The organism is Symplocastrum torsivum, assembly GCF_059505465.1.
The window spans coordinates 86735-104518 of the sequence record NZ_JCACKQ010000095.1 but is presented as its reverse complement, the minus strand read 5'-3'; the positions used below and the strand labels follow the sequence as shown (position 1 = coordinate 104518).

Here is a 17784-nt window from a genome sequence, read left to right as displayed (position 1 = left end):
CTCCTTGAACTGGACTATTCTGCTTTAGCCAGTAGACGATTTTCTTAGATAATGAACTAAAGCTTGTAACCCTAAGCGATAGCTCTGTTCACCAAAGCCACTAATTTGCCCGATCGCTACTGGTGCAATAAACGAGTGATGCCGAAAGGCTTCTCGCTGATAAATGTTGCTGAGATGAACCTCTACTGTCGGCAGAGCTACAGCGGCTATTGCATCGCGTAAGGCAACACTAGTATGGGTGTACGCTCCAGCATTGATCAAAATGCCGTGGTGTTGACCGAGAGCATCATGGATTGCATCTACCAAAAGACCCTCGTGATTTGACTGCACCACAAGGATTTTGGTTTGTAGCTTTTCACCCTCCTGCACTAGCAGGTGGTTGATCTCATCTAAGGTCACTGAACCATAAATCCCTGGCTCTCGCCGTCCCAGCAAATTGAGGTTGGGACCATGCAGAACCAAAATACTTAAAGTATTTGCAACGTCATTAGACACGAGAATTACTTACCGACGGCGATGCCTTGGGTCATTCACGGGAATAGGAATTAGCTCAGGTTCCGGTTGTCCTTCTGGACTTAGGAGAGTTTCAATGAGCTTACGTGCCCATTCTTTGAGTTTTTCCAAGACTTTATCTATATAATCCATTAAACAGAAAGCTCCTGTGAGACAAGCTGTAGTTCTTTTAACAACAAGACAAACCTAAAAATTCAAATGGCTTCCCTTGCAGGAAGGTAGGATGTTTAAGCTTGCCGGATTCGCTTTTTTGTTCCAGACACTGGATGAGGAAAAAATTCCTCAGTGTTGCATTTCTTATTAATCTAAGAGTAACACACTGACGAAAATCATTTCCATACCACTAGAGGAGGGTTGCTTAGAGAATTGGATACAACAAAAGGTAATTGATCTCCTTCTACTTTCTAAGGTAGCTGATCGCTCTTTGGTCGTCACCTTAAAGAACATTTAACAAAGGAGAGCGTCCCGCGAGTAGTCTCCGTCGCAAATGATCCAGGGCATTGCAAGCGCTAGCATGACGAATCGAGGCTCGACTGCGATTTTGACCCAACTGATATTTGAAGCATTCAACAGTTCCATCGGGTTTGGCAAGACCAATGTAAACTAACCCTACAGGTTTGGTAGCTGTACCGCCACCTGGTCCAGCAATACCTGTGATACTAAGTCCCCAGTGGGTTGAAAGGAGCGATCGCACTCCTCGTGCCATTTGCTGTGCTACAGGTTTACTAACAGCTCCGACTGAATCCAAATCTGATGGCTTGACACCCAATAATGCAGTTTTCACGGAGTTGTCATAGGAAATGACTCCTCCTAGAAAGTAACTAGAACTCCCAGCAATATTAGTTAGCATACTACCAAGACCGCCACCTGTACAAGATTCCGCAACACTGACGGTTTGGGATGCCTCAGTCAACAACTGACCGACTACCGAGGCAAGAGTATCATCGTCATCCCCATAATAATTTAGCCCTCCAATCTGTCGGAGTTGTTGCGCTACAGGCCCAATTAATTGCTCAGCTTCAGCGGCAGAAGGCGCACGGGCAGAGACTCGTAATCGCACTTCCCCTTGACCTGCATAAGGCGCAACTGTGGGATTGGCGAGATGGAAAAAGTCAGTGACTTTTTCAGCCAGTGCTGACTCTCCAATTCCCCAAAACCTTAACGTGCGGCTATAGATAATTTCTTTACCCCAGCCTTGGCTTTTGAGATAGGGAATCGCTGTTTCTCTCCACATCTGGTGCATTTCACTAGGGACACCAGGGAAGGAGAGAATGGTTAAACCGGAGCGAGGTTGCCAAATCATGCCGGGGGCAGTTCCGCCTGGGTTGGGTAACACTTGTGCGCCTTGTGGGATTAGGGCTTGTTTGCGATTAGTCGGTGTCATCTCTCGCCCCCGTTGAGCAAACTTCAGGGCGATATCTGCCAGTACGTCTTCTCGTTCAACCAGGGGAACGCCAAAGAAGTCTGCGATTGTCTCTGTTGTTAGGTCATCTGGCGTTGGTCCAAGACCACCCGTGAAGAGTAGTAGACTAGAGCGATCGCTAGCAATTGCCAACACCTGCTTCAAACGCTCTGGATTATCGCCTACCACTGTTTGATAGTAATGAGGAATCCCTAGCGACGCGAGTTCAATCGCCAAAAACTGAGCATTGCTGTTCAGGATATCGCCTAGAAGTAACTCAGTTCCAACACAAATGATTTCAGCACTCATTGGTTATTTGTTATTGGTTGTTAGTTGCTGGTTGTTTGGCATGAGCAACTAATGAATGACAACAAAAACTATAGCGCTTCTTGTTTTAGCGAAATCTAGAGCTAATCTCCAACCCCTTCCCAGAATCGAGAAGGGGAGTCAGCGCTCAAACGGTAGGATTACCCACTCAGGAATAACTCGTTAGATGTTGTCTTGAGAGATCTAAACAAGAGTTGGGACAGGAATTCTAAGATGAGGATAAAGAGGGAAGCGATCGCATAACTTCGCCACTCGTTGCCGACACTCAGTCGCTACCGTTTCGTCCTCTGGATTGAGTAGGCGATCGGCAATGATATCAGCAATTTCTGTGAATTCTGCTATACCCATACCGCGAGTCGTCATTGCAGGCGAACCCAGGCGCAAGCCACTTGTGACAAAGGGTGACTCCGGGTCAAACGGCACAGTATTTTTATTCGCCGTAATGTTGACACCACTCACCAGTTGGTCAGCACGCTTGCCAGTCATTCCAATAGAGCGCAAATCAACCAGAATTAAGTGGTTATCAGTTCCATCAGAGACAATTTTGAAACCTCGGTGTTGCAGTTGGCTAGCAAGCGCTGAGGCATTTTCAATCACGCTAGCGGAATAGTCTTTAAACGTGGGTTGAAGTGCCTCACCAAAGGCAACTGCCTTACCCGCAATTACATGCTCCAATGGTCCACCCTGAGTGCCAGGAAACACGGCTTTATCAAACTTCTTACCCAACTCCGCATCACGAGTAAGAATCAATCCACCTCTGGGACCCCGTAGTGTTTTGTGGGTTGTCGTTGTGACCACATCACAGTGAGGAATTGGACTAGGGTGGTGACCTGTAGCCACTAACCCGGCAATGTGGGCAATATCAGCTAGCAAGTAGGCTCCCACTTCGTCGGCAATGCTTCTAAATTTTTCAAAATCAATGATGCGGGGATAAGCCGAGTAGCCGCAGATTAGTAGCTTGGGACGTTCTTTGAGGGCAAGTTCCCGAATCAAATCAAAGTCTAGCTGCTCAGTTTGGGGGCTGACACCGTAGTGACAAACTTTGAACCACTTACCGGATACGTTGACTGGCGAACCATGAGTTAGGTGTCCCCCGTGAGACAAATCCATCCCCATAATCGTGTCACCTGGCTCTAGTAGAGCTAAGAATACCGCAAAGTTAGCCTGAGCGCCGGAATGCGGCTGTACATTCGCATGGGCGGCATTGAATAGCTGCTTTGCCCGGTCAATTGCTAGTCGCTCAACATTATCAATAAATTCACAGCCACCGTAGTAGCGCTTTCCGGGTAACCCTTCGGCATACTTATTCGTTAGCACTGAGCCTTGAGCTGCTAGCACTGCTGGTGAGGTGAAGTTCTCACTGGCAATGAGTTCTAAGTGATCGCGCTGGCGCTGAAGTTCTTGGGCTAGACACTCAGCTACCGCTGGATCAGTTTGAGCGAGAAAATCTAAGTTCGTTTGAGTCACTTAAGTTGGTTCCTTACAGATGCGCTTCAGTTTTGTTGCTTAGGTCAGTTGCTAGACAAGCATCTTCGCTTGTACAGTGTGATCTACACTAACGGTGCGACGACAAAGAGCGGTACCTCTGCCTATTCGCTTTGCGACTTGCGATCTAGTGCAAGCAGCAACGCTTCGCGATCGCAAGCTGTATCTTACGTTGCGATTAGCGCGGCTTGCGTCAGATGCACCTGAGCCTATCCTTGCTTTGAACCAACGATCTTAGCGCTGTTTGCCACCCGACTGGGAGTGGGAACCAGATAACCTTCTTTATCTCAATACACCTGGGACTTAACTAATACATCATTAGAACCCATGACTGTAGATAGTCGCTGAAAATTGTTGAGTATCAACAACAAAGGTAGAGGTTCATGTACAGCCTCTCTCCAAAGACCTAAATCTAAGTAAAATACTGAGTATCAGCCTTAGGGATCGACTGGAGGAAGCCATGTTAGTCATTCTTATGGATGAGCAAATACTTTCCCCTAATCAAGTTTGTCAAAACTGCTTACTGGCTGACCAAAGTGGTCAACCACGCTGGCGCCGTGGCAAGCTTGGCTGTGGTCATGCAATTCGCAAGCTCACTCCTCACCAACCTGATCAGTATGAATGTGAGATGGGTTTCCGGATTGCTAATGTCGAATAGTCTCGACTTGAGTAGAGGACGTTAGAGTTTTGCGCTTTGTCAGTGATGCCAAAGGCGGTTTGTTGCTTTTTCAGTTTGACTTTACTTACGCAGCTTCTTGCTTTAGTGAGGCTGGGAGGAGATACAGAGGTTCACTAAGCCGATGTAGAGCATTCAGCTGCGCTATCCTGAATTTAGTTGGGAAAAATCAGTATTAACATCCACAAGGAGAACGCACCATGGCTTGGCGTGGGTCAACAACCGTTAAAGACAGGATTTTTGCTTGCCTTCCTTATCTGCTCCCCTTAGTTTCTGTACTACCATTTGGTAGCTTTTTGTTTCGACAGTTTCCGGCGTTGGGAGTACTTTTGATTCCTCTACAACCAGTATTATTCATCTATCAGAGTATACCTTTCGCTGGAATAATCGTTTTTTTTCTGTTGTTTTTATTAGTAGTTAGAAACGAAAGAATTGTTCATTTTATTCGTTTTAATACGATGCAAGCGATTCTTTTGGACATTCTTTTAGTTTTATGCAGTCTACTGTTTAATATTTTACTGCGGGGGCTAGGTACCAACTTAATAACAGAAACGTTGTTTAATATCGTTTTTCTCGGAACAGTTGTTGCTTGCGGTTATTCAATCGTGCAGTCGCTGATTGGACGTTACGCAGAAATCCCGGCGCTCTCGGAAGCTGTTTACGCACAAGTTCCTTAAAAGCCAGAAGCTTGCTTTTAGGATGAATTGATACAGCTTCGAGATAAAGTGGCTCAGAAAGCACTGGTACTACTCAGAGCCAAAGCTCTTTATTTTAAGGTGACTCAGGTAAAGAGCGTGCGACAACAGTGTTTTCTAAATGACCGATACCTTCGATTTCAACACGAACGCGATCGCCTATTTGCACAGGCCCAACGCCTTCGGGTGTCCCGGTAAGGATGACATCGCCCGGTAGGAGTGTCATCACCTGAGAAATGTAAGACACCAAAAATTCGGGTGAAAATACCATCTGATTAGTTAATGCTGATTGTACTGGCTGTGGGGCATCATTCAAAAAGGTTTGAATTCTTGCCCCTGCACTGAGTTCCCGAACAATCCATGGTCCAAGTGGACAAAAGCTGTTAAATCCTTTCGCTCGCGTCCATTGTCCATCCTGCTTTTGTAAATCGCGGGCAGTGACATCATTCGCAATTGTGTAGCCCCAAATTTTGCCTTGAGCTTCTGCTGGTGTACAGTCTACGCAAGGTGCGCCAATGACCAATGCCAACTCCCCTTCATAATCCACTCGTTGTGACTGCGGTGGGTAGTGTATTTCTCGATTAGCAGCAGTGATAGCTGTTGGGGGTTTCATAAAAAGGAGCGGTTCTTTGGGTACAGGTGTTCCCATCTCTGCCGCATGATCTACATAGTTTTTGCCCACCGCAACAATTTTTGAAGGAGAACAGGGAGCTAGTAACTGGTAACTACCTGCTTCTAACTCAATATCGGTAGGTTGCCCCTGTAACCAAGGGGGAGCATCGAGGACTTGGATGCGGCTTGTGAGTTGTAACAAACCGTAGTAGGTTTGCCCTTGATTGGTTTTGACTCGGACGTAGCGCTGCGCCATAACTGAGATTTTCCTTACTGACGAGAGCAAAGCTGTCTAGTAGTTAGAATGAATACCGGAAAGTAGTAAGATTTTAAGTCCTTGCTTCTTTTCTAATTGGGTTCGTTGAGAAATCTTTTTTGAGTTCTGTCCACCCAACTAGAGAAAAAGCCAAACTGTCCAAAAGGAGATTAGCACCAGTGAGTAACAATTACGAAATGATGTACATCCTGCGCCCTGATTTGGGGGATGAGCAGGTGGATCAAGCGATCGCAAAATACCAAAATCTTCTGACTGAACAAGGCGCAGAGGATATCGACATTCAACATCGTGGCAGACGTCGTTTGGCTTATGAAATCGATCGACAACGCGAAGGTATATATATCCAGATGAACTACAAAGCGCCTGGTAGTCATGTTGCCCCAGTTGAACGTGCCATGCGTCTTAGTGAAGAAGTGATTCGCTATCTAACCCTAACGGTTGAAGTTCCCACAGAAGAAGCTACAGAAGCCACACCAGAACCCGTACAGGTAGAAGCGTAAAGGCTATTAAGGGAAAAGGTTTCTCAGGAAGCCTTTTCCTCTTGCGTGAGTTATCCTGCCTTCTGGATGTTCAATGGCAGGGTAACAACAAAAGTTGTTCCGACACCGACTTCACTTTCTACAGTAATCTGACCATTGTGTAAGCCCACGCACTTCTTAACAATCGCTAATCCCAATCCTGTACCAGGAATTGTGCCAACATTGCTAGCCCGTTGGAATGACTCAAAAAGTCGTTGCTGGTCGTCTTTGGGAATCCCAATGCCTTCGTCTTGAATACGGAAGAGTACTTTATCAGGTTCACACAAGAGCGCAAAATCGACAGTACCGCTTTCGGGAGAATACTTAATTGCGTTGGAAAGTAAATTGGTGAGGATTTGTCGCAGGAGTTTTTCGTCTAAATAAGCTAGACGGCATTCACCCTGGCTGACAAAGACAAGCTTATGCTTGTTACCAACCGTTAGTTGTATTTCTTCTACTAATTCGCCACAGAACGTCACTACTTCTAACAAAGTTGGGTTGAATTCCAGTTTTCCAGCTTCTGTTTTATCAAGAAACAGCACATCACTCACTAGCTGGGTTAGATGATGCACCGTGCTTTGAATGCGGCGAAGATGTAAGAGTTGTTTCTCCTCCGTCCATTTATTACCGTAGTGTTCTAGTAACTCAGCCGAAGAAAGAATTGTTGTCAGTGGTGTGCGATATTCATGAGAGACAACAGTGACGATGCTGGATTTCAGTTCATTGAGTTCTCTTTCTTTTTCCAGCGCTTTAAGTAATTCCGCTTGTGTTTGCTTGCGCTGCGTAATATCTGTGAAATAGATGGCTAAACCATCTTTGGAGGGGTAGGCGTGTATTTCATACCAACAATTCCAGGGTGAATAGAACCCTTCAAACTCTATTGATACCTGTTTAGCTACAGCTTCGTGATACTTTTCAAAGAAAATTGTGCCAACCGCTTCTGGAAACACATCCCAAATTCTACGACCTAGGAGTTCTTCTCGCGTCTTCTGCAAAAGCTTCTCGGCTTGCTGATTGAGGTAGGTGTACCGCCACTGATGATCTACGGTAAGAAAAGCATCTGTGATGCTTTCAAGGATATTGACGATTTGTTGGTTTGATTCCTTTAAAGACGCTTCCGCTTGTTTTCGCTCTGTGATGTCCTGTGCTACGGCATAGATTGATTGTTGATTGAGGATGGTCGTACAATTCCACGAGAGCCACTTGTAAGAGCCGTCTTTGCAGCGATAGCGATTCTCAAAAGAGACGATGTCACTACCCGTGTTAAGCTGCTGAACTACGCTAACAGTTGCGGTGTGGTCTTCTGGATGAATTAATTCCAGGTAGGGAAGAGCGAGGAGTTCTTCCTGCGTGAAGCCAAGTTTTTTTTCCCAAGTGGGGTTTAGCTGCTTGAAATAGCCGTCAAAACCAGCGATGCAAGACATATCCAGGGATAGCATAAAAAATTGATCGCGCTCTTTCTCAGCGCGTTGGCGTTCGCTAATCTCGACTCCCAATTGCTCAGTTGCCTGCTGTAATTCAGTGGTTTGCTTTTGAACTCTGTTGTCTAGTTCTTCGTTGAGCTTTCGTAGTCCGGCTTCTAAGTGCTTGCGATTGGTGATGTCCTCGGCGACACCTGCTATGCGATTAACTTGTCCGGCTTGTTCGCAAACGGGGAAGGCGCGATCGCGAATCCAACGAATTGACCCATCCGGCTGTACAATCCGATACTCTTGGTCACTGTCTCCTTGCGATCGGTAGCGTCTCTCAACCGCAGCGAGTACCTGTTCTCGGTCATCCGGATGAACGGCTTCAAGCCAAGACATTGGCTGTTTGTACAAGCTTTCACAAGTGCGACCCCAGACTGACTCGTAAGTCGGGCTGACATAGATTACCTCAGTTGGATTAAGCGATAGTAGCCAGAAGACTTCGCGAATATTTTCTGTCAACTGGCGGAACTTGCCCTCACTTGCAGGTGATGCCGATTCGGAAAGCTGGAAGGCAAGTAGGCGATTGCTCAATGCATAAAGTAGCCCTGCTGTCAAGATGAGGTAGAAGCCGTTTTTATAGGGTTGAAGTTGTCCAAGAATCTCCGAATTTTTGACCAAACAAGCCAGTAATTTGTCAGAAAAGAAAATCCAGAGTCCTCCTAAAAGCAGATAGATTGCCGCGATATAGAAAGGGGTTAGTCGCCGCGAGAATATCATCCGTACAACTGAAGTGCTAGCCATGGCGACTCTTTATCACTACGTTTACTAGTGCGACTAGTTCAAGAAGCCAATCGCTATTTTGACTAATTAAGGATGCCCAGTTATCTACTATATTTGCTCACAACAAACTACTCACAAAAGAGAGAGTTGTAAAGAGAAATGGGGATTAACAATTCTGTAATTGGAGCGATCGCTTCTTTGTCAGTCGCCGACATACTGTACAGAGTAAGCCGTGTAAAAAATCTAACAGGTAAAATCAGTGTCTGAGCAATTCAAAAAAGGCGACAAAGTTGAATGGAATTCAGCCCAAGGCAAAATTACTGGTGAAGTGAACAAGAAGCTAACCTCACCTACTGATATCAAAGGACACCATGTAGCCGCATCGAAAGATAACCCAGAATATCTGGTTGAGAGTGAGAAGACAGGTAAAGAAGCAGCTCACAAACCAGATTCCCTGAAAAAGGTGGAGGATTGATAAGCTGATATTGCAATTTAAATGCTCGTCAGCTTATAGAGGAAGACGCGATCGCACCACAGAAGCGGTAGTGTAGAAGCCTGTCCCGCTAGTTTAGCGAATTGCGTATGTCGCAAAAATATCCTTCTTCACCTCTACCGTTGCTGGCACAGATGGATCATAAGGTTGTTGAAGACCATTAAAAGGGAAAGGAAGGGAACTACCCTGAGCATTGCATGACGAGGACGGTGCGGAAGGCAAAAAACCTGCAAAGGGAGCTTCAGCTACCGATGGTATCTCTGCAATTCTGACCCCTAGAGCTTCTGAAAGCGCTCTTGCCCGATTTCGGGCATCATTAACGGCGGCTACATAGGCTGCCTTTTCTAAAGGTTGGCAGTCACTGACTGTGTAGCTGACATTCACGGTTTGGATAGTAACGTTTTCACCTAATGTTTTTGGATCACCTCCAACAGTGACAACCTCCTGCACTCGTTCACGGGTTGGAGTGTCTAGGGTGACTAGGATTTGAGCCGTGCCACTACTGGTTGGAAAGGGGAAGGGGAAAGGAAAAGCTGATGAATTAGTAGGGCTAATGTTGACCTCAATTGCACTGGCTGGAATACCCCTCGCTACTAGCGCATCGACTACAGGCTTCAACGTTGCCTGTGTAATTGGTTCTAGTTCCGCAGGAGTAGCGCTTTCTGGTGTCTCAGAAGAGGAAGACTCTCCCTCGACTACTTCCCCAAAGGCACTGAAGTTGTTTGTGAATTGGAATTCAAGCCGCGCTCTATCGGCTGGCGCACTTGCCCTGCCCTGACCTTGCACCATCAAGCCTTGGCGATCGCTAACACTGGGGTAAAATAGCTGAGCGATTAGGCGATCGCGATCGGGTGAATCAACGGCTTCCTCCGTTGCGGTGGTGGTTAATACCTTGTCGCTGTGGCTGTCCTGACTAGTTGCTAGGCTTGCTGCTGAGGCATTATTGCTTGCTGCCCCTAGCCCAGCAACCATTGTTGCTAATACCAGTAACCGTACACTTATCTTGTTCATGTTTGGGAATCTCCTTGTGGGTAATCTTGCTTGTAAACGGAAATTATCCACGCTTGACCCCAAAATCAGCAGTATTTAAACATAAACTGTCACGGAGCAAAAAAGCATCAGCTCAATTCTATCCAGGCAAGTCCCATCCCATATCTGCCGCAAATTTTGGGAGATGTTCTTGACGCCAACGAGCATCAGCTTTGCGATCGGTTTGTAACTCCAAAATCCGAATTCCTTGGGTAGGTAGTGGGTTTAGTCGCTGCTTTAACTGCTCCCAAGACTGAATTAACTGATGTTCTACCCCATAAGTGACACACAACTGAGCAAAGTTGATGTTTTGTGGAGTGGCAAAGAATTCTTCAAAAGGTGGATCAAACTTGGAAATCGGCAACATCTCAAAAATTCCACCACCATTATTGTTGATTAAAACAATGGTTAGATGACCTACAAACTTGTTTTTCAGTAAGAAGCCATTCGTGTCGTGCAACAATGCGAGGTCACCTGTCAGCATCACACTACTTTGGTTACGGTGAGCAACGCCCAAAGCAGTTGATAAGGTGCCATCAATGCCATTAGCCCCCCGATTAAAGAACGGTCGAACACCCGTATTACCTGGAGACCAAAAGAACTCAACATCCCGCACAGGCATACTGTTGGCAATAAATAGCGGTGTCATCGGCGGCAAGATTTGGGACAGTAACCAAGCCACTTTGCCTTCAAATAGCTGAGTCATCGTAGTCATGGTTTGGTCAACCGCTGTCCTCACCTGAGCCTCAGCCTCACACCATCGTTGAAGATAGGAGTAGTTTTGGCTTGGAGAACCTGGAATGTTCTCTCTCTTCCCCTGCTTCCCCATCTCCTCATCTGTCCACAGCCCTAACTGTTCTACACTCCTCCGTAAATGAATCGTTTTCCCATGAAGAGGGTCGAGGTTGTGGTCACTGGAGTCAATGATCCAACGTAGTGGTTGGGAATTATCCAGCCAAGTCCGCAGTTCTTTGCTAGTTGGAAGTTCACCCAACTGAATGACCATTTTGGGTGTCAGTTGCTGCGCTAGTTGTCGGTTACGCAGAATAAGGTCATAGCTGGAAATCAGATAAGGGTTGAGGTCAGCGTAGTTTCTCAGCGGTGAAAGACCTTCAGCCAGTACAGCCCATCCTAAGGCTTTAGATAATTGTGCGATCGCTTCACAATATTCCCGTGGGTGTTGCGGTTGAGCAGAACCCGCGATGATAATCCCTTGTTCGCACTGCTGCCACTCTTGGTAGGGAATGGGGTGACGCTGGCATCCGGAGGTTTCCTCCGGATGAGGAAGCGCACCCGAAGGGAATTGGGAATGGGGAATTGGGAATTGGGAATTGGGAATGTGAGCGAAAAAATCCTCTAGTTGAAGTTGGGGCTTGAGGATATCGGTATCGAGTTGTGGTAAAGGGGCGAGGGGGTCACGGAAGGGAATGTTGAGATGAACAGCACCAGGAACCGGAAAAAGCGATCGCTCCCAAGCATGGATAACTGTTTGCCGTAGATAATTCAGCATCCCAATTTCCAGAGAAGGCACTGCTAACTCTGCTTGCCAGTTTGGGTAATTGCCATATAACTTCAGTTGATCTATCGTTTGCCCTGAATGACAATCCCGCAATTCCGAGGGACGGTCAGCCGTTAATACTAACAGTGGTACTCGGCTTTCCTTGGCTTCAATCACTGCCGGATAAAAATTGGCACCAGCTGTTCCAGATGTGCAAACAAGGACAACAGGGTGTCCTGTTGCCCTGGCAATTCCCAAAGCAAAGAAGGCGGCTGAGCGTTCATCCAACACAGGAATCGCCTCTATCTGATTATGTTGGGCAAAGGCAATGGTAAGAGGCGTTGAGCGTGACCCTGGACAGATAACTGCTGTAGTCAATCCCAACCGCTGCAACGTTTCTACTAGGATGGAAGCCCAGACGGTATTAGTGTTGCGAAAATCAATGGGCATTAAGCTGCTCGGTGGCAATAAATCAACTTATAGCGCTTCTCATTTCAGTGAAATACATCTGTAGAGGTGCATGGCTGTGCGCCCTACTGTATGGTCAGTTGAACACAAGTGAAAAACGATAAATCTCTATCTCTTATAAATTAGAAGCAACTGCCTCACCTTGCCCCTGACTCTTCGTGCTTCGTCTGCCCCAAGGTTTGAGAACCGAGATGCAGATGATGGCTAAAAGGCAGATACTCTGAACAATAGCACCAACTAACAGCGTCTTCTGGTCGATTACATACAGCGGATTTTGGAGCGCTTGTAACCGCTCTACATCAGAAATGCTAGTCATTGTATTTACCCACGGGCCTAACCAAATTGTGCCAACAACAATGAGTGTTACTGTCGCCACCCACTTGACGATAACCCAGTAGAATTTCACAAACCCCCAAATTGTTAGCCAGGAGAGTAATCCCCCTGTTAATAGCGATAGCGCGGCAGAGGGAATAATTACAAAATCATCCAGTAGCTTGAGAATCGAGTTGATCGCGTATAGTTCATCGCCGTTGGAGGTGTTTCGGTTAGCTAAGGTAATAGCAATCATGCATAGAGAGGTTCCAAACCAAATTCCTCCACAGGCGACGTGAGAGGACAACAACCAGTTTTTTGGCTTGACACTTAGCTTTTTCATACAGAATCCCTTTGGATGATGTAGGTTTACAGCCTGATAGAAGCTAGGACTAATATTAATTAAGTCCCTTATAGTTAGGCTCCTAATTAAAAACCATATCACCCTCTTTGGGTTTTTTTGCCTCTTTCGCTTACCGAGTTAAGGTTCACGCATGGCAGGTGTTCCAGTCCGTACCTTTGCTAGCAATTGAATCAGTGTCTTCTTCTCTGTAGCTGTGAGATTAGCCATTAGACCCGTAGTGCGGCAGAAGTGGTCGGGAAGCATCTGAGAAAGCAACTGCTGCCCTTTGTCTGTCAATTGAACACTGACCATTCGCCTATCAGAGGGGTAAGGTTGGCGTCTCACCCATCCTTCACGTTCCAATCCATCCAGAAGTCCAGTGATGGTAGCGCGGGTAACGCCAGCACGCTCAGCGAAGTCTGATGGTGTTAGACCCTGTTCCGGCGCTTGCAGCAATTGCATCAGCAGAGTAAATTTCCCCATCGAAAGACCATAACGGGCAAAATGAGCATCCAACGCTTCGTAGACATCGGCAGTAGTGTCCAGAAAAGCGAGGCAAGTTTCTACAGAAGCCAGATCGAACTCAGGGTAGCGGTTAGCAAGCTCTAGTAATGCCTGCTGGTCAGGAAAAGCACGCGATGTAACCATAGTCTTTGAAAAAAGTTATTAGCTGGCTTATTATAAGGTTACCTAACTTAAGAGCGACAACTTCAAAGCGTTAACCCACACTAACAAGGAGAAATCAGGATGCCTACAGTTGCTAAGGACAACTCTGTATGTGCACAAATTGATATCTTTCCTGTCGAACCAGAGCAACAGCAGTCACTCGTGGATAGTTTAGTGGATTACGTCGAAACAGTGCTGAAGCAACAGCCAGGAGCGGATTGACACGATTTCAGTCAAAAATTCCTTTCCCTTTTGCCTATCCGGGTTTTAGGCTTCTCACCAAGCTTGAGAAAAATTCTACAAGGTACAGCAATAACAGATAATGAACCCTGTCCACTAATAACGAATGACGCATGACTAAAACCGCATGGGTATTTCCAGGACAGGGTTCACAAGCGATCGGGATGGGAGTAGATTTACTAGACCTCCCGTTTGCTAAGGTGAAGTTTGAGCAAGCCAGACAAGTTCTTGGCTGGGATGTCCTGGAAATTTGCCAAAGCCAAGATGACAAGGTATCCCGCACCCTCTACACCCAACCTTGTCTGTATGTTGTTGAGAGCATCCTGGCTGATGTGCTGATTGAACGGGGCAATATACCGAATTTACTCGCAGGGCATAGCTTGGGAGAATTTGTCGCTCTCTACGTCTCTAGGGTATTTGACTTTGATGCAGGATTGCGCCTCGTCAAGCGCCGTGCTGAACTGATGGATAATGCTTTCGGCGGAACGATGGTTGCGCTGATTGGGTTCAACCGTGAACAGTTGGAACAACAAATCGAAACTACACCTGACGTTGTTCTCGCCAATGACAATAGTCCCAATCAAGTCGTCATCTCTGGGACACCAGAAGCTGTTGAGAGTGTTCTCGCTCAGATCAAGGTGAAACGCGCTATTCCCCTAAAAGTCTCCGGTGCCTTCCACTCTCCTTTATTGGCAGAAGCCGCCGCTGAGTTTCAGGAAGTCTTGCAAGCTGTCCCGTTTGCTAATGCTCTATTCCCCGTGCTGTCGAATGTAGAACCCGTACCAACTGTTGAAGCCGAGGTTTTAAAGAATCGCCTCCAACGTCAAATGACAGGTTCCGTGCGCTGGCGAGAAATTTCCATGCAGTTACCAGTAGAAGGGATTGAGCGCGTTGTAGAAATTGGGCCAGGCAATGTCCTTACGGGTCTAATTAAACGGATGTGTCCTAACCTGGAATTACAAAACATTGGTAAACTTGCAGACTTGCCTAGCTAAAATTCCATCGAGTTTGACTTACTGTTTGAAATACCAGGGAGGAAAAGTTATTAGTTTTTGGTTGTTAGGCACAAATAAGAACAAGTTGGCTACAACCCAGTCTTGAAAATCTTTAAGCCATCTTTTCCAACTAACAACTAACAACTAACAACTAACAACTATGAGTAGAAGCCGCGAACCCTTTGCCAGCTTGATGCTCTACCGCGCTTTTAAGTGGTCAATCGTCAGTCCAGTTCTTCATGGTTACCTGCGGGGTCGGGTTTATGGTACCGAAAATGTACCTCAGGAGGGGCCACTAGTGGTAGTGAGTAACCATGCTAGTGACTTTGACCCACCGATTTTGTCTTGTTCTATGCGGCGTCCAGTTGCCTTCATGGCAAAGGAAGAATTGTTTCGTATCCCCTTGTTGAAGCAGGGAATCGAGTTGTATGGTGCTTACCCAGTAAAACGGGGTGCAGCAGATCGAAGTGCGATTCGTGCAGCCCTCAAGTGTCTAGAAGAGGGATGGGCGGTTGGTCTGTATTTGGGAGGAACACGAACTCCTGATGCCCGAATTACAGAACCGAAGCAAGGTGCTGCTTGGATTGCGGCAAAAGCGAAAGTTCCAATCCTGCCAGTCAGTCTATGGGGTACTGAGGCAATTTTCAAAAAAGGCTCAGCAATACCGCGACCTGTACCTGTCACTGTGCGGATTGGTCAGGTGATTGACCCTCCTGCTTCGACAAAGCGGGAAGAATTGGAAGCCCTAACACAACACTGTGCAGAGGCAATTCATGCCTTACATGATTTTGGGCGGTAAATTTAGTTCAGGATGAAATAGAACTATCCTGGATAAACGATGAATGAGCCGTCTACAAAAACGATTTTGGAGCGACTGAACAACTCTGTGTTAGTCCGCTTCTTGCTACTGTGTGCCTCTGGCTGGGCTTTTGTACAGGTTTTAGATTATTTTCAAACCGTTATTGTTATTTTCACTACCGCCGCCCTAGTTGCATTTTTGCTCAGCTATCCGGTGCGATCGCTTCATCGCTTTCTTCCTCACGGTGTAGCCGCTACCTTGGTTTTTTTTGTTGGAATGTCAATTATTGGGGGTCTTACAGTTACGGTCGGTCTAACGGTTCTGTCACAAGGGCAACAGTTAATTACAAGTTTGACTGAGTTTTTTAATTCTATGGTTCCAGTAGTGGAGCGATTAGAAACGATTCTGAGAGAACGGAATATTCAGGTAGATTTAAGGGCAATTGAAGAGGGTGTTCGAGGTGAACTTTTAAATGGGCTTGGGTTAGGTATTGGTTATAGTTTGGCAACTATACAGATATTCCTTTCTAATTTATTAAACTTCATTTTAATTGCAGTTATTACATTTTTCATGCTTTTAGATGGAGAAAGGCTATGGGTCTTTATCCTTAAAATTGTTCCTAAGCATTTACGCGGTAGATTTACCACTATAACTAAGCGTATTTTTTTAGGGTTTTTCCAAGGTCAGATTATCCTAACGTTGTTTCTGACAACTACTACCTTTATTGTCTTTTTAGTATTACAGGTGCCTTTTCCTTTGCTTTTGGCAGTAATTGCTGGATTGTTTGACATTATCCCCGGTATTGGAGCAACCTTGGGAGTGGGTATAATATTTATTATTTTGTTATCTCAACAAGTTTGGTTGGCTTTAAAAGTATTAGGGGCTTGTATTATTCTTCAGCAGATACAAGATAATTTAATTGCTCCCAGGGTTCTTCAAAATTCGCTGAATCTTAATCCCGTAGTGATATTTTTTGCCTTACTAGTTGGTGCAAGGGTTGCTGGATTATTGGGAATTTTTATCGCAATACCAGTTGCGGGAGTGCTTGTCAGCTTATTAGAAATTGATGAAATGAAAGGAGAAGTGTAGGGGTTTTGCTAAATCAGTTTCATTGCTGCCCTCAAATCTCAGTAAAATAAGCCGTAATTGAAGCAAAATTTTTACCGATGCAGGATTTTAGAGCAGAATTAGCAGAAAGCTTGGATGAAGCCGAATGGGACTGGCTGATGCCCCATGCCAAGCGTGATGTAGTTTTAGTGGTTCATCAGGAATTAGATTTGCTTGATGTTGGGGTTGCGATCGCATCTGATGATGTCCTTTCGGTACAACATTGGATTAACACCCAGCAGCTTCACAAGCCTTTCCCTGACCAACTCGCGGATTGGAACAATGACCAAACCAAACGCTTCCAAGCCCTGATTGTACAACCCTATGTCTTAGTACAAGAATCAGCCGCCTAGGGACGCTATGAATCTCGCGTATCGTAAAAGCATTGTGACAATGGAGGCAGACAGTGAATGAGCTTGAACGCTACCTGTTTGATCTGCAAGGGTTCATTGTCATAGAAAATGCCCTAACCACTGAACAGATCAAAGCCCTGAACAAGCTTCTCGATCAACAAATTGCGAAGGTAGATGAGCCAGGGAAGCTGAACTTTCGCTTCGATGGCTTGCTACCGCTTGGTGACGCTTTTCACACCTTAATTGACAATCCCTGCATTACTCCCTATCTCATTGCTCTACTGGGTGCAGAATTTCGTCTAGATCACGACTACGTTCACATTATTCGCCAAGGCAAAGGTCCCATTGGCACTCACCTGCATGGGGGTGCGACTCCCTATGACCCCTGTCAGTACTACACCTATAAAAATGGACGGATGTACAACGGCTTGTGTGCAGTTGCCTATAACCTGACGGACGTAAATCTTGGGGAAGGCGGGTTTGGCTGCATTCCTGGTAGCCACAAAAGCAATTTGCCTTTCCCCGATCAATGGCGAGATTTAGAGCAACCTCATCCTTGTGTGCAAACATTAACAGGGAAAGCCGGAACCGCTATCCTCTTTACAGAAGCGCTCACCCACGGCACCTTACCCTGGAAAGGACAACAAGAACGCCGTACTTTGTTCTACAAATATTCGCCTCATCCCTCTGCTTGGTCACGGTACTACTACAATCCCGATGATTATCCAGAACTGACGGAGGCTCAACGGCGCATCTTAAAAACCCCTGGTGTTTATCCCCCATAATC

The 17784-nt window shown here is 46.1% G+C and carries 21 protein-coding genes; 11 read left to right on the top strand and 10 right to left on the bottom strand.

Annotated features, from left to right (window positions below; genetic code table 11):
• Positions 1–24 precede the first annotated feature (24 nt).
• From aroQ to glyA, 4 genes are all read right to left on the bottom strand, one after another.
• Positions 25–495, bottom strand: a complete 471-nt coding sequence (gene aroQ, locus AC5JL3_RS23770; protein WP_496076825.1) for a type II 3-dehydroquinate dehydratase — start codon at positions 493–495, stop codon at positions 25–27.
• Positions 496–504: 9 nt separating this feature from the next.
• Positions 505–645 carry a hypothetical protein gene (locus tag AC5JL3_RS23765; protein WP_192221160.1) on the bottom strand — a complete coding sequence of 47 codons (141 nt, stop codon included), beginning with the start codon at positions 643–645 and terminating at the stop codon, positions 505–507.
• Between the two features lie 304 nt (positions 646–949).
• The gene (locus tag AC5JL3_RS23760) at positions 950–2224 is read right to left on the bottom strand and encodes a competence/damage-inducible protein A (protein WP_496076824.1); all 1275 of its coding nucleotides are present in this window, start codon (positions 2222–2224) and stop codon (positions 950–952) included.
• Positions 2225–2425: 201 nt separating this feature from the next.
• Complete coding sequence (gene glyA, locus AC5JL3_RS23755; RefSeq protein WP_496076823.1) at positions 2426–3709, bottom strand: serine hydroxymethyltransferase; 1284 nt, start codon at positions 3707–3709, stop codon at positions 2426–2428.
• 94 nt (positions 3710–3803) lie between these two features.
• Between glyA and AC5JL3_RS23750 the strand changes: the two genes are divergently transcribed.
• From AC5JL3_RS23750 to AC5JL3_RS23740, 3 genes are all read left to right on the top strand, one after another.
• Complete coding sequence (locus tag AC5JL3_RS23750; RefSeq protein ID WP_496076822.1) at positions 3804–3965, top strand: hypothetical protein; 162 nt, start codon at positions 3804–3806, stop codon at positions 3963–3965.
• Positions 3966–4187: 222 nt separating this feature from the next.
• Positions 4188–4385, top strand: coding sequence for a hypothetical protein (locus AC5JL3_RS23745; RefSeq protein WP_192221163.1), 198 nt, complete (start codon positions 4188–4190; stop codon positions 4383–4385).
• 218 nt (positions 4386–4603) lie between these two features.
• Positions 4604–5080, top strand: a complete 477-nt coding sequence (locus tag AC5JL3_RS23740) for a Tic20 family protein (protein WP_192221164.1) — start codon at positions 4604–4606, stop codon at positions 5078–5080.
• A 94-nt stretch (positions 5081–5174) separates the two neighbouring features.
• Here the strand turns inward: AC5JL3_RS23740 and AC5JL3_RS23735 are convergent, their stop codons facing one another.
• Positions 5175–5966 carry a fumarylacetoacetate hydrolase family protein gene (locus AC5JL3_RS23735; RefSeq protein ID WP_496076821.1) on the bottom strand — a complete coding sequence of 264 codons (792 nt, stop codon included), beginning with the start codon at positions 5964–5966 and terminating at the stop codon, positions 5175–5177.
• A gap of 197 nt (positions 5967–6163) precedes the next feature.
• Between AC5JL3_RS23735 and rpsF the strand changes: the two genes are divergently transcribed.
• Entirely contained in the window at positions 6164–6487 is a 324-nt protein-coding gene (rpsF, locus tag AC5JL3_RS23730) for a 30S ribosomal protein S6 (protein ID WP_199348855.1), read from the top strand.
• A gap of 50 nt (positions 6488–6537) precedes the next feature.
• Here the strand turns inward: rpsF and AC5JL3_RS23725 are convergent, their stop codons facing one another.
• Positions 6538–8715 (bottom strand): PAS domain-containing sensor histidine kinase, encoded by a 2178-nt coding sequence (locus AC5JL3_RS23725; protein WP_496076820.1) that lies wholly within the window; start codon positions 8713–8715, stop codon positions 6538–6540.
• Between the two features lie 238 nt (positions 8716–8953).
• Here AC5JL3_RS23725 and AC5JL3_RS23720 point away from each other — a divergent pair, with 238 nt between their 5' ends.
• A complete protein-coding gene (locus tag AC5JL3_RS23720) occupies positions 8954–9169 on the top strand; it encodes an HVA1 family protein (protein WP_348259739.1) in 216 nt (71 codons plus the stop codon).
• Between the two features lie 93 nt (positions 9170–9262).
• Here the strand turns inward: AC5JL3_RS23720 and AC5JL3_RS23715 are convergent, their stop codons facing one another.
• The 4 genes from AC5JL3_RS23715 to AC5JL3_RS23700 all read right to left on the bottom strand — a co-directional run bounded on the left by AC5JL3_RS23715 (position 9263) and on the right by AC5JL3_RS23700 (position 13485).
• Positions 9263–10198, bottom strand: coding sequence for an SIMPL domain-containing protein (locus AC5JL3_RS23715; RefSeq protein WP_496076819.1), 936 nt, complete (start codon positions 10196–10198; stop codon positions 9263–9265).
• A 118-nt stretch (positions 10199–10316) separates the two neighbouring features.
• A complete protein-coding gene (gene menD / locus AC5JL3_RS23710) occupies positions 10317–12164 on the bottom strand; it encodes a 2-succinyl-5-enolpyruvyl-6-hydroxy-3-cyclohexene-1-carboxylic-acid synthase (RefSeq protein WP_496076818.1) in 1848 nt (615 codons plus the stop codon).
• A 133-nt stretch (positions 12165–12297) separates the two neighbouring features.
• Positions 12298–12837, bottom strand: a complete 540-nt coding sequence (locus AC5JL3_RS23705; protein WP_496076817.1) for a hypothetical protein — start codon at positions 12835–12837, stop codon at positions 12298–12300.
• A gap of 138 nt (positions 12838–12975) precedes the next feature.
• The gene (locus AC5JL3_RS23700; protein ID WP_496076816.1) at positions 12976–13485 is read right to left on the bottom strand and encodes a MarR family winged helix-turn-helix transcriptional regulator; all 510 of its coding nucleotides are present in this window, start codon (positions 13483–13485) and stop codon (positions 12976–12978) included.
• Between the two features lie 99 nt (positions 13486–13584).
• Between AC5JL3_RS23700 and AC5JL3_RS23695 the strand changes: the two genes are divergently transcribed.
• The 6 genes from AC5JL3_RS23695 (at position 13585) to AC5JL3_RS23670 (ending at position 17782) form a co-directional block, all read left to right on the top strand.
• Positions 13585–13725 (top strand): hypothetical protein, encoded by a 141-nt coding sequence (locus tag AC5JL3_RS23695; protein ID WP_496076815.1) that lies wholly within the window; start codon positions 13585–13587, stop codon positions 13723–13725.
• A gap of 131 nt (positions 13726–13856) precedes the next feature.
• Complete coding sequence (gene fabD, locus AC5JL3_RS23690; protein WP_496076814.1) at positions 13857–14738, top strand: ACP S-malonyltransferase; 882 nt, start codon at positions 13857–13859, stop codon at positions 14736–14738.
• A gap of 160 nt (positions 14739–14898) precedes the next feature.
• Entirely contained in the window at positions 14899–15537 is a 639-nt protein-coding gene (locus AC5JL3_RS23685; RefSeq protein WP_192221177.1) for a lysophospholipid acyltransferase family protein, read from the top strand.
• 66 nt (positions 15538–15603) lie between these two features.
• Positions 15604–16626 carry an AI-2E family transporter gene (locus AC5JL3_RS23680; protein WP_496076813.1) on the top strand — a complete coding sequence of 341 codons (1023 nt, stop codon included), beginning with the start codon at positions 15604–15606 and terminating at the stop codon, positions 16624–16626.
• 77 nt (positions 16627–16703) lie between these two features.
• Entirely contained in the window at positions 16704–16997 is a 294-nt protein-coding gene (locus AC5JL3_RS23675; RefSeq protein WP_496076812.1) for a DUF2288 domain-containing protein, read from the top strand.
• A gap of 53 nt (positions 16998–17050) precedes the next feature.
• Positions 17051–17782, top strand: a complete 732-nt coding sequence (locus tag AC5JL3_RS23670; protein ID WP_192221180.1) for a phytanoyl-CoA dioxygenase family protein — start codon at positions 17051–17053, stop codon at positions 17780–17782.
• The last annotated feature ends 2 nt before the right edge of the window (positions 17783–17784 follow it).

Coding starts and splice junctions, on each gene's coding strand:
- AC5JL3_RS23765 (WP_192221160.1), bottom strand. CDS start 645: ATGGATTATATAGATAAAGTCTTGGAAAAACTCAAAGAATGGGCACGT.
- AC5JL3_RS23760 (WP_496076824.1), bottom strand. CDS start 2,224: ATGAGTGCTGAAATCATTTGTGTTGGAACTGAGTTACTTCTAGGCGAT.
- AC5JL3_RS23745 (WP_192221163.1), top strand. CDS start 4,188: ATGTTAGTCATTCTTATGGATGAGCAAATACTTTCCCCTAATCAAGTT.
- AC5JL3_RS23740 (WP_192221164.1), top strand. CDS start 4,604: ATGGCTTGGCGTGGGTCAACAACCGTTAAAGACAGGATTTTTGCTTGC.
- AC5JL3_RS23735 (WP_496076821.1), bottom strand. CDS start 5,966: ATGGCGCAGCGCTACGTCCGAGTCAAAACCAATCAAGGGCAAACCTAC.
- rpsF (WP_199348855.1), top strand. CDS start 6,164: ATGATGTACATCCTGCGCCCTGATTTGGGGGATGAGCAGGTGGATCAA.
- AC5JL3_RS23725 (WP_496076820.1), bottom strand. CDS start 8,715: ATGGCTAGCACTTCAGTTGTACGGATGATATTCTCGCGGCGACTAACC.
- AC5JL3_RS23715 (WP_496076819.1), bottom strand. CDS start 10,198: ATGAACAAGATAAGTGTACGGTTACTGGTATTAGCAACAATGGTTGCT.
- menD (WP_496076818.1), bottom strand. CDS start 12,164: ATGCCCATTGATTTTCGCAACACTAATACCGTCTGGGCTTCCATCCTA.
- AC5JL3_RS23705 (WP_496076817.1), bottom strand. CDS start 12,837: ATGAAAAAGCTAAGTGTCAAGCCAAAAAACTGGTTGTTGTCCTCTCAC.
- AC5JL3_RS23700 (WP_496076816.1), bottom strand. CDS start 13,485: ATGGTTACATCGCGTGCTTTTCCTGACCAGCAGGCATTACTAGAGCTT.
- AC5JL3_RS23695 (WP_496076815.1), top strand. CDS start 13,585: ATGCCTACAGTTGCTAAGGACAACTCTGTATGTGCACAAATTGATATC.
- fabD (WP_496076814.1), top strand. CDS start 13,857: ATGACTAAAACCGCATGGGTATTTCCAGGACAGGGTTCACAAGCGATC.
- AC5JL3_RS23685 (WP_192221177.1), top strand. CDS start 14,899: ATGAGTAGAAGCCGCGAACCCTTTGCCAGCTTGATGCTCTACCGCGCT.
- AC5JL3_RS23675 (WP_496076812.1), top strand. CDS start 16,704: ATGCAGGATTTTAGAGCAGAATTAGCAGAAAGCTTGGATGAAGCCGAA.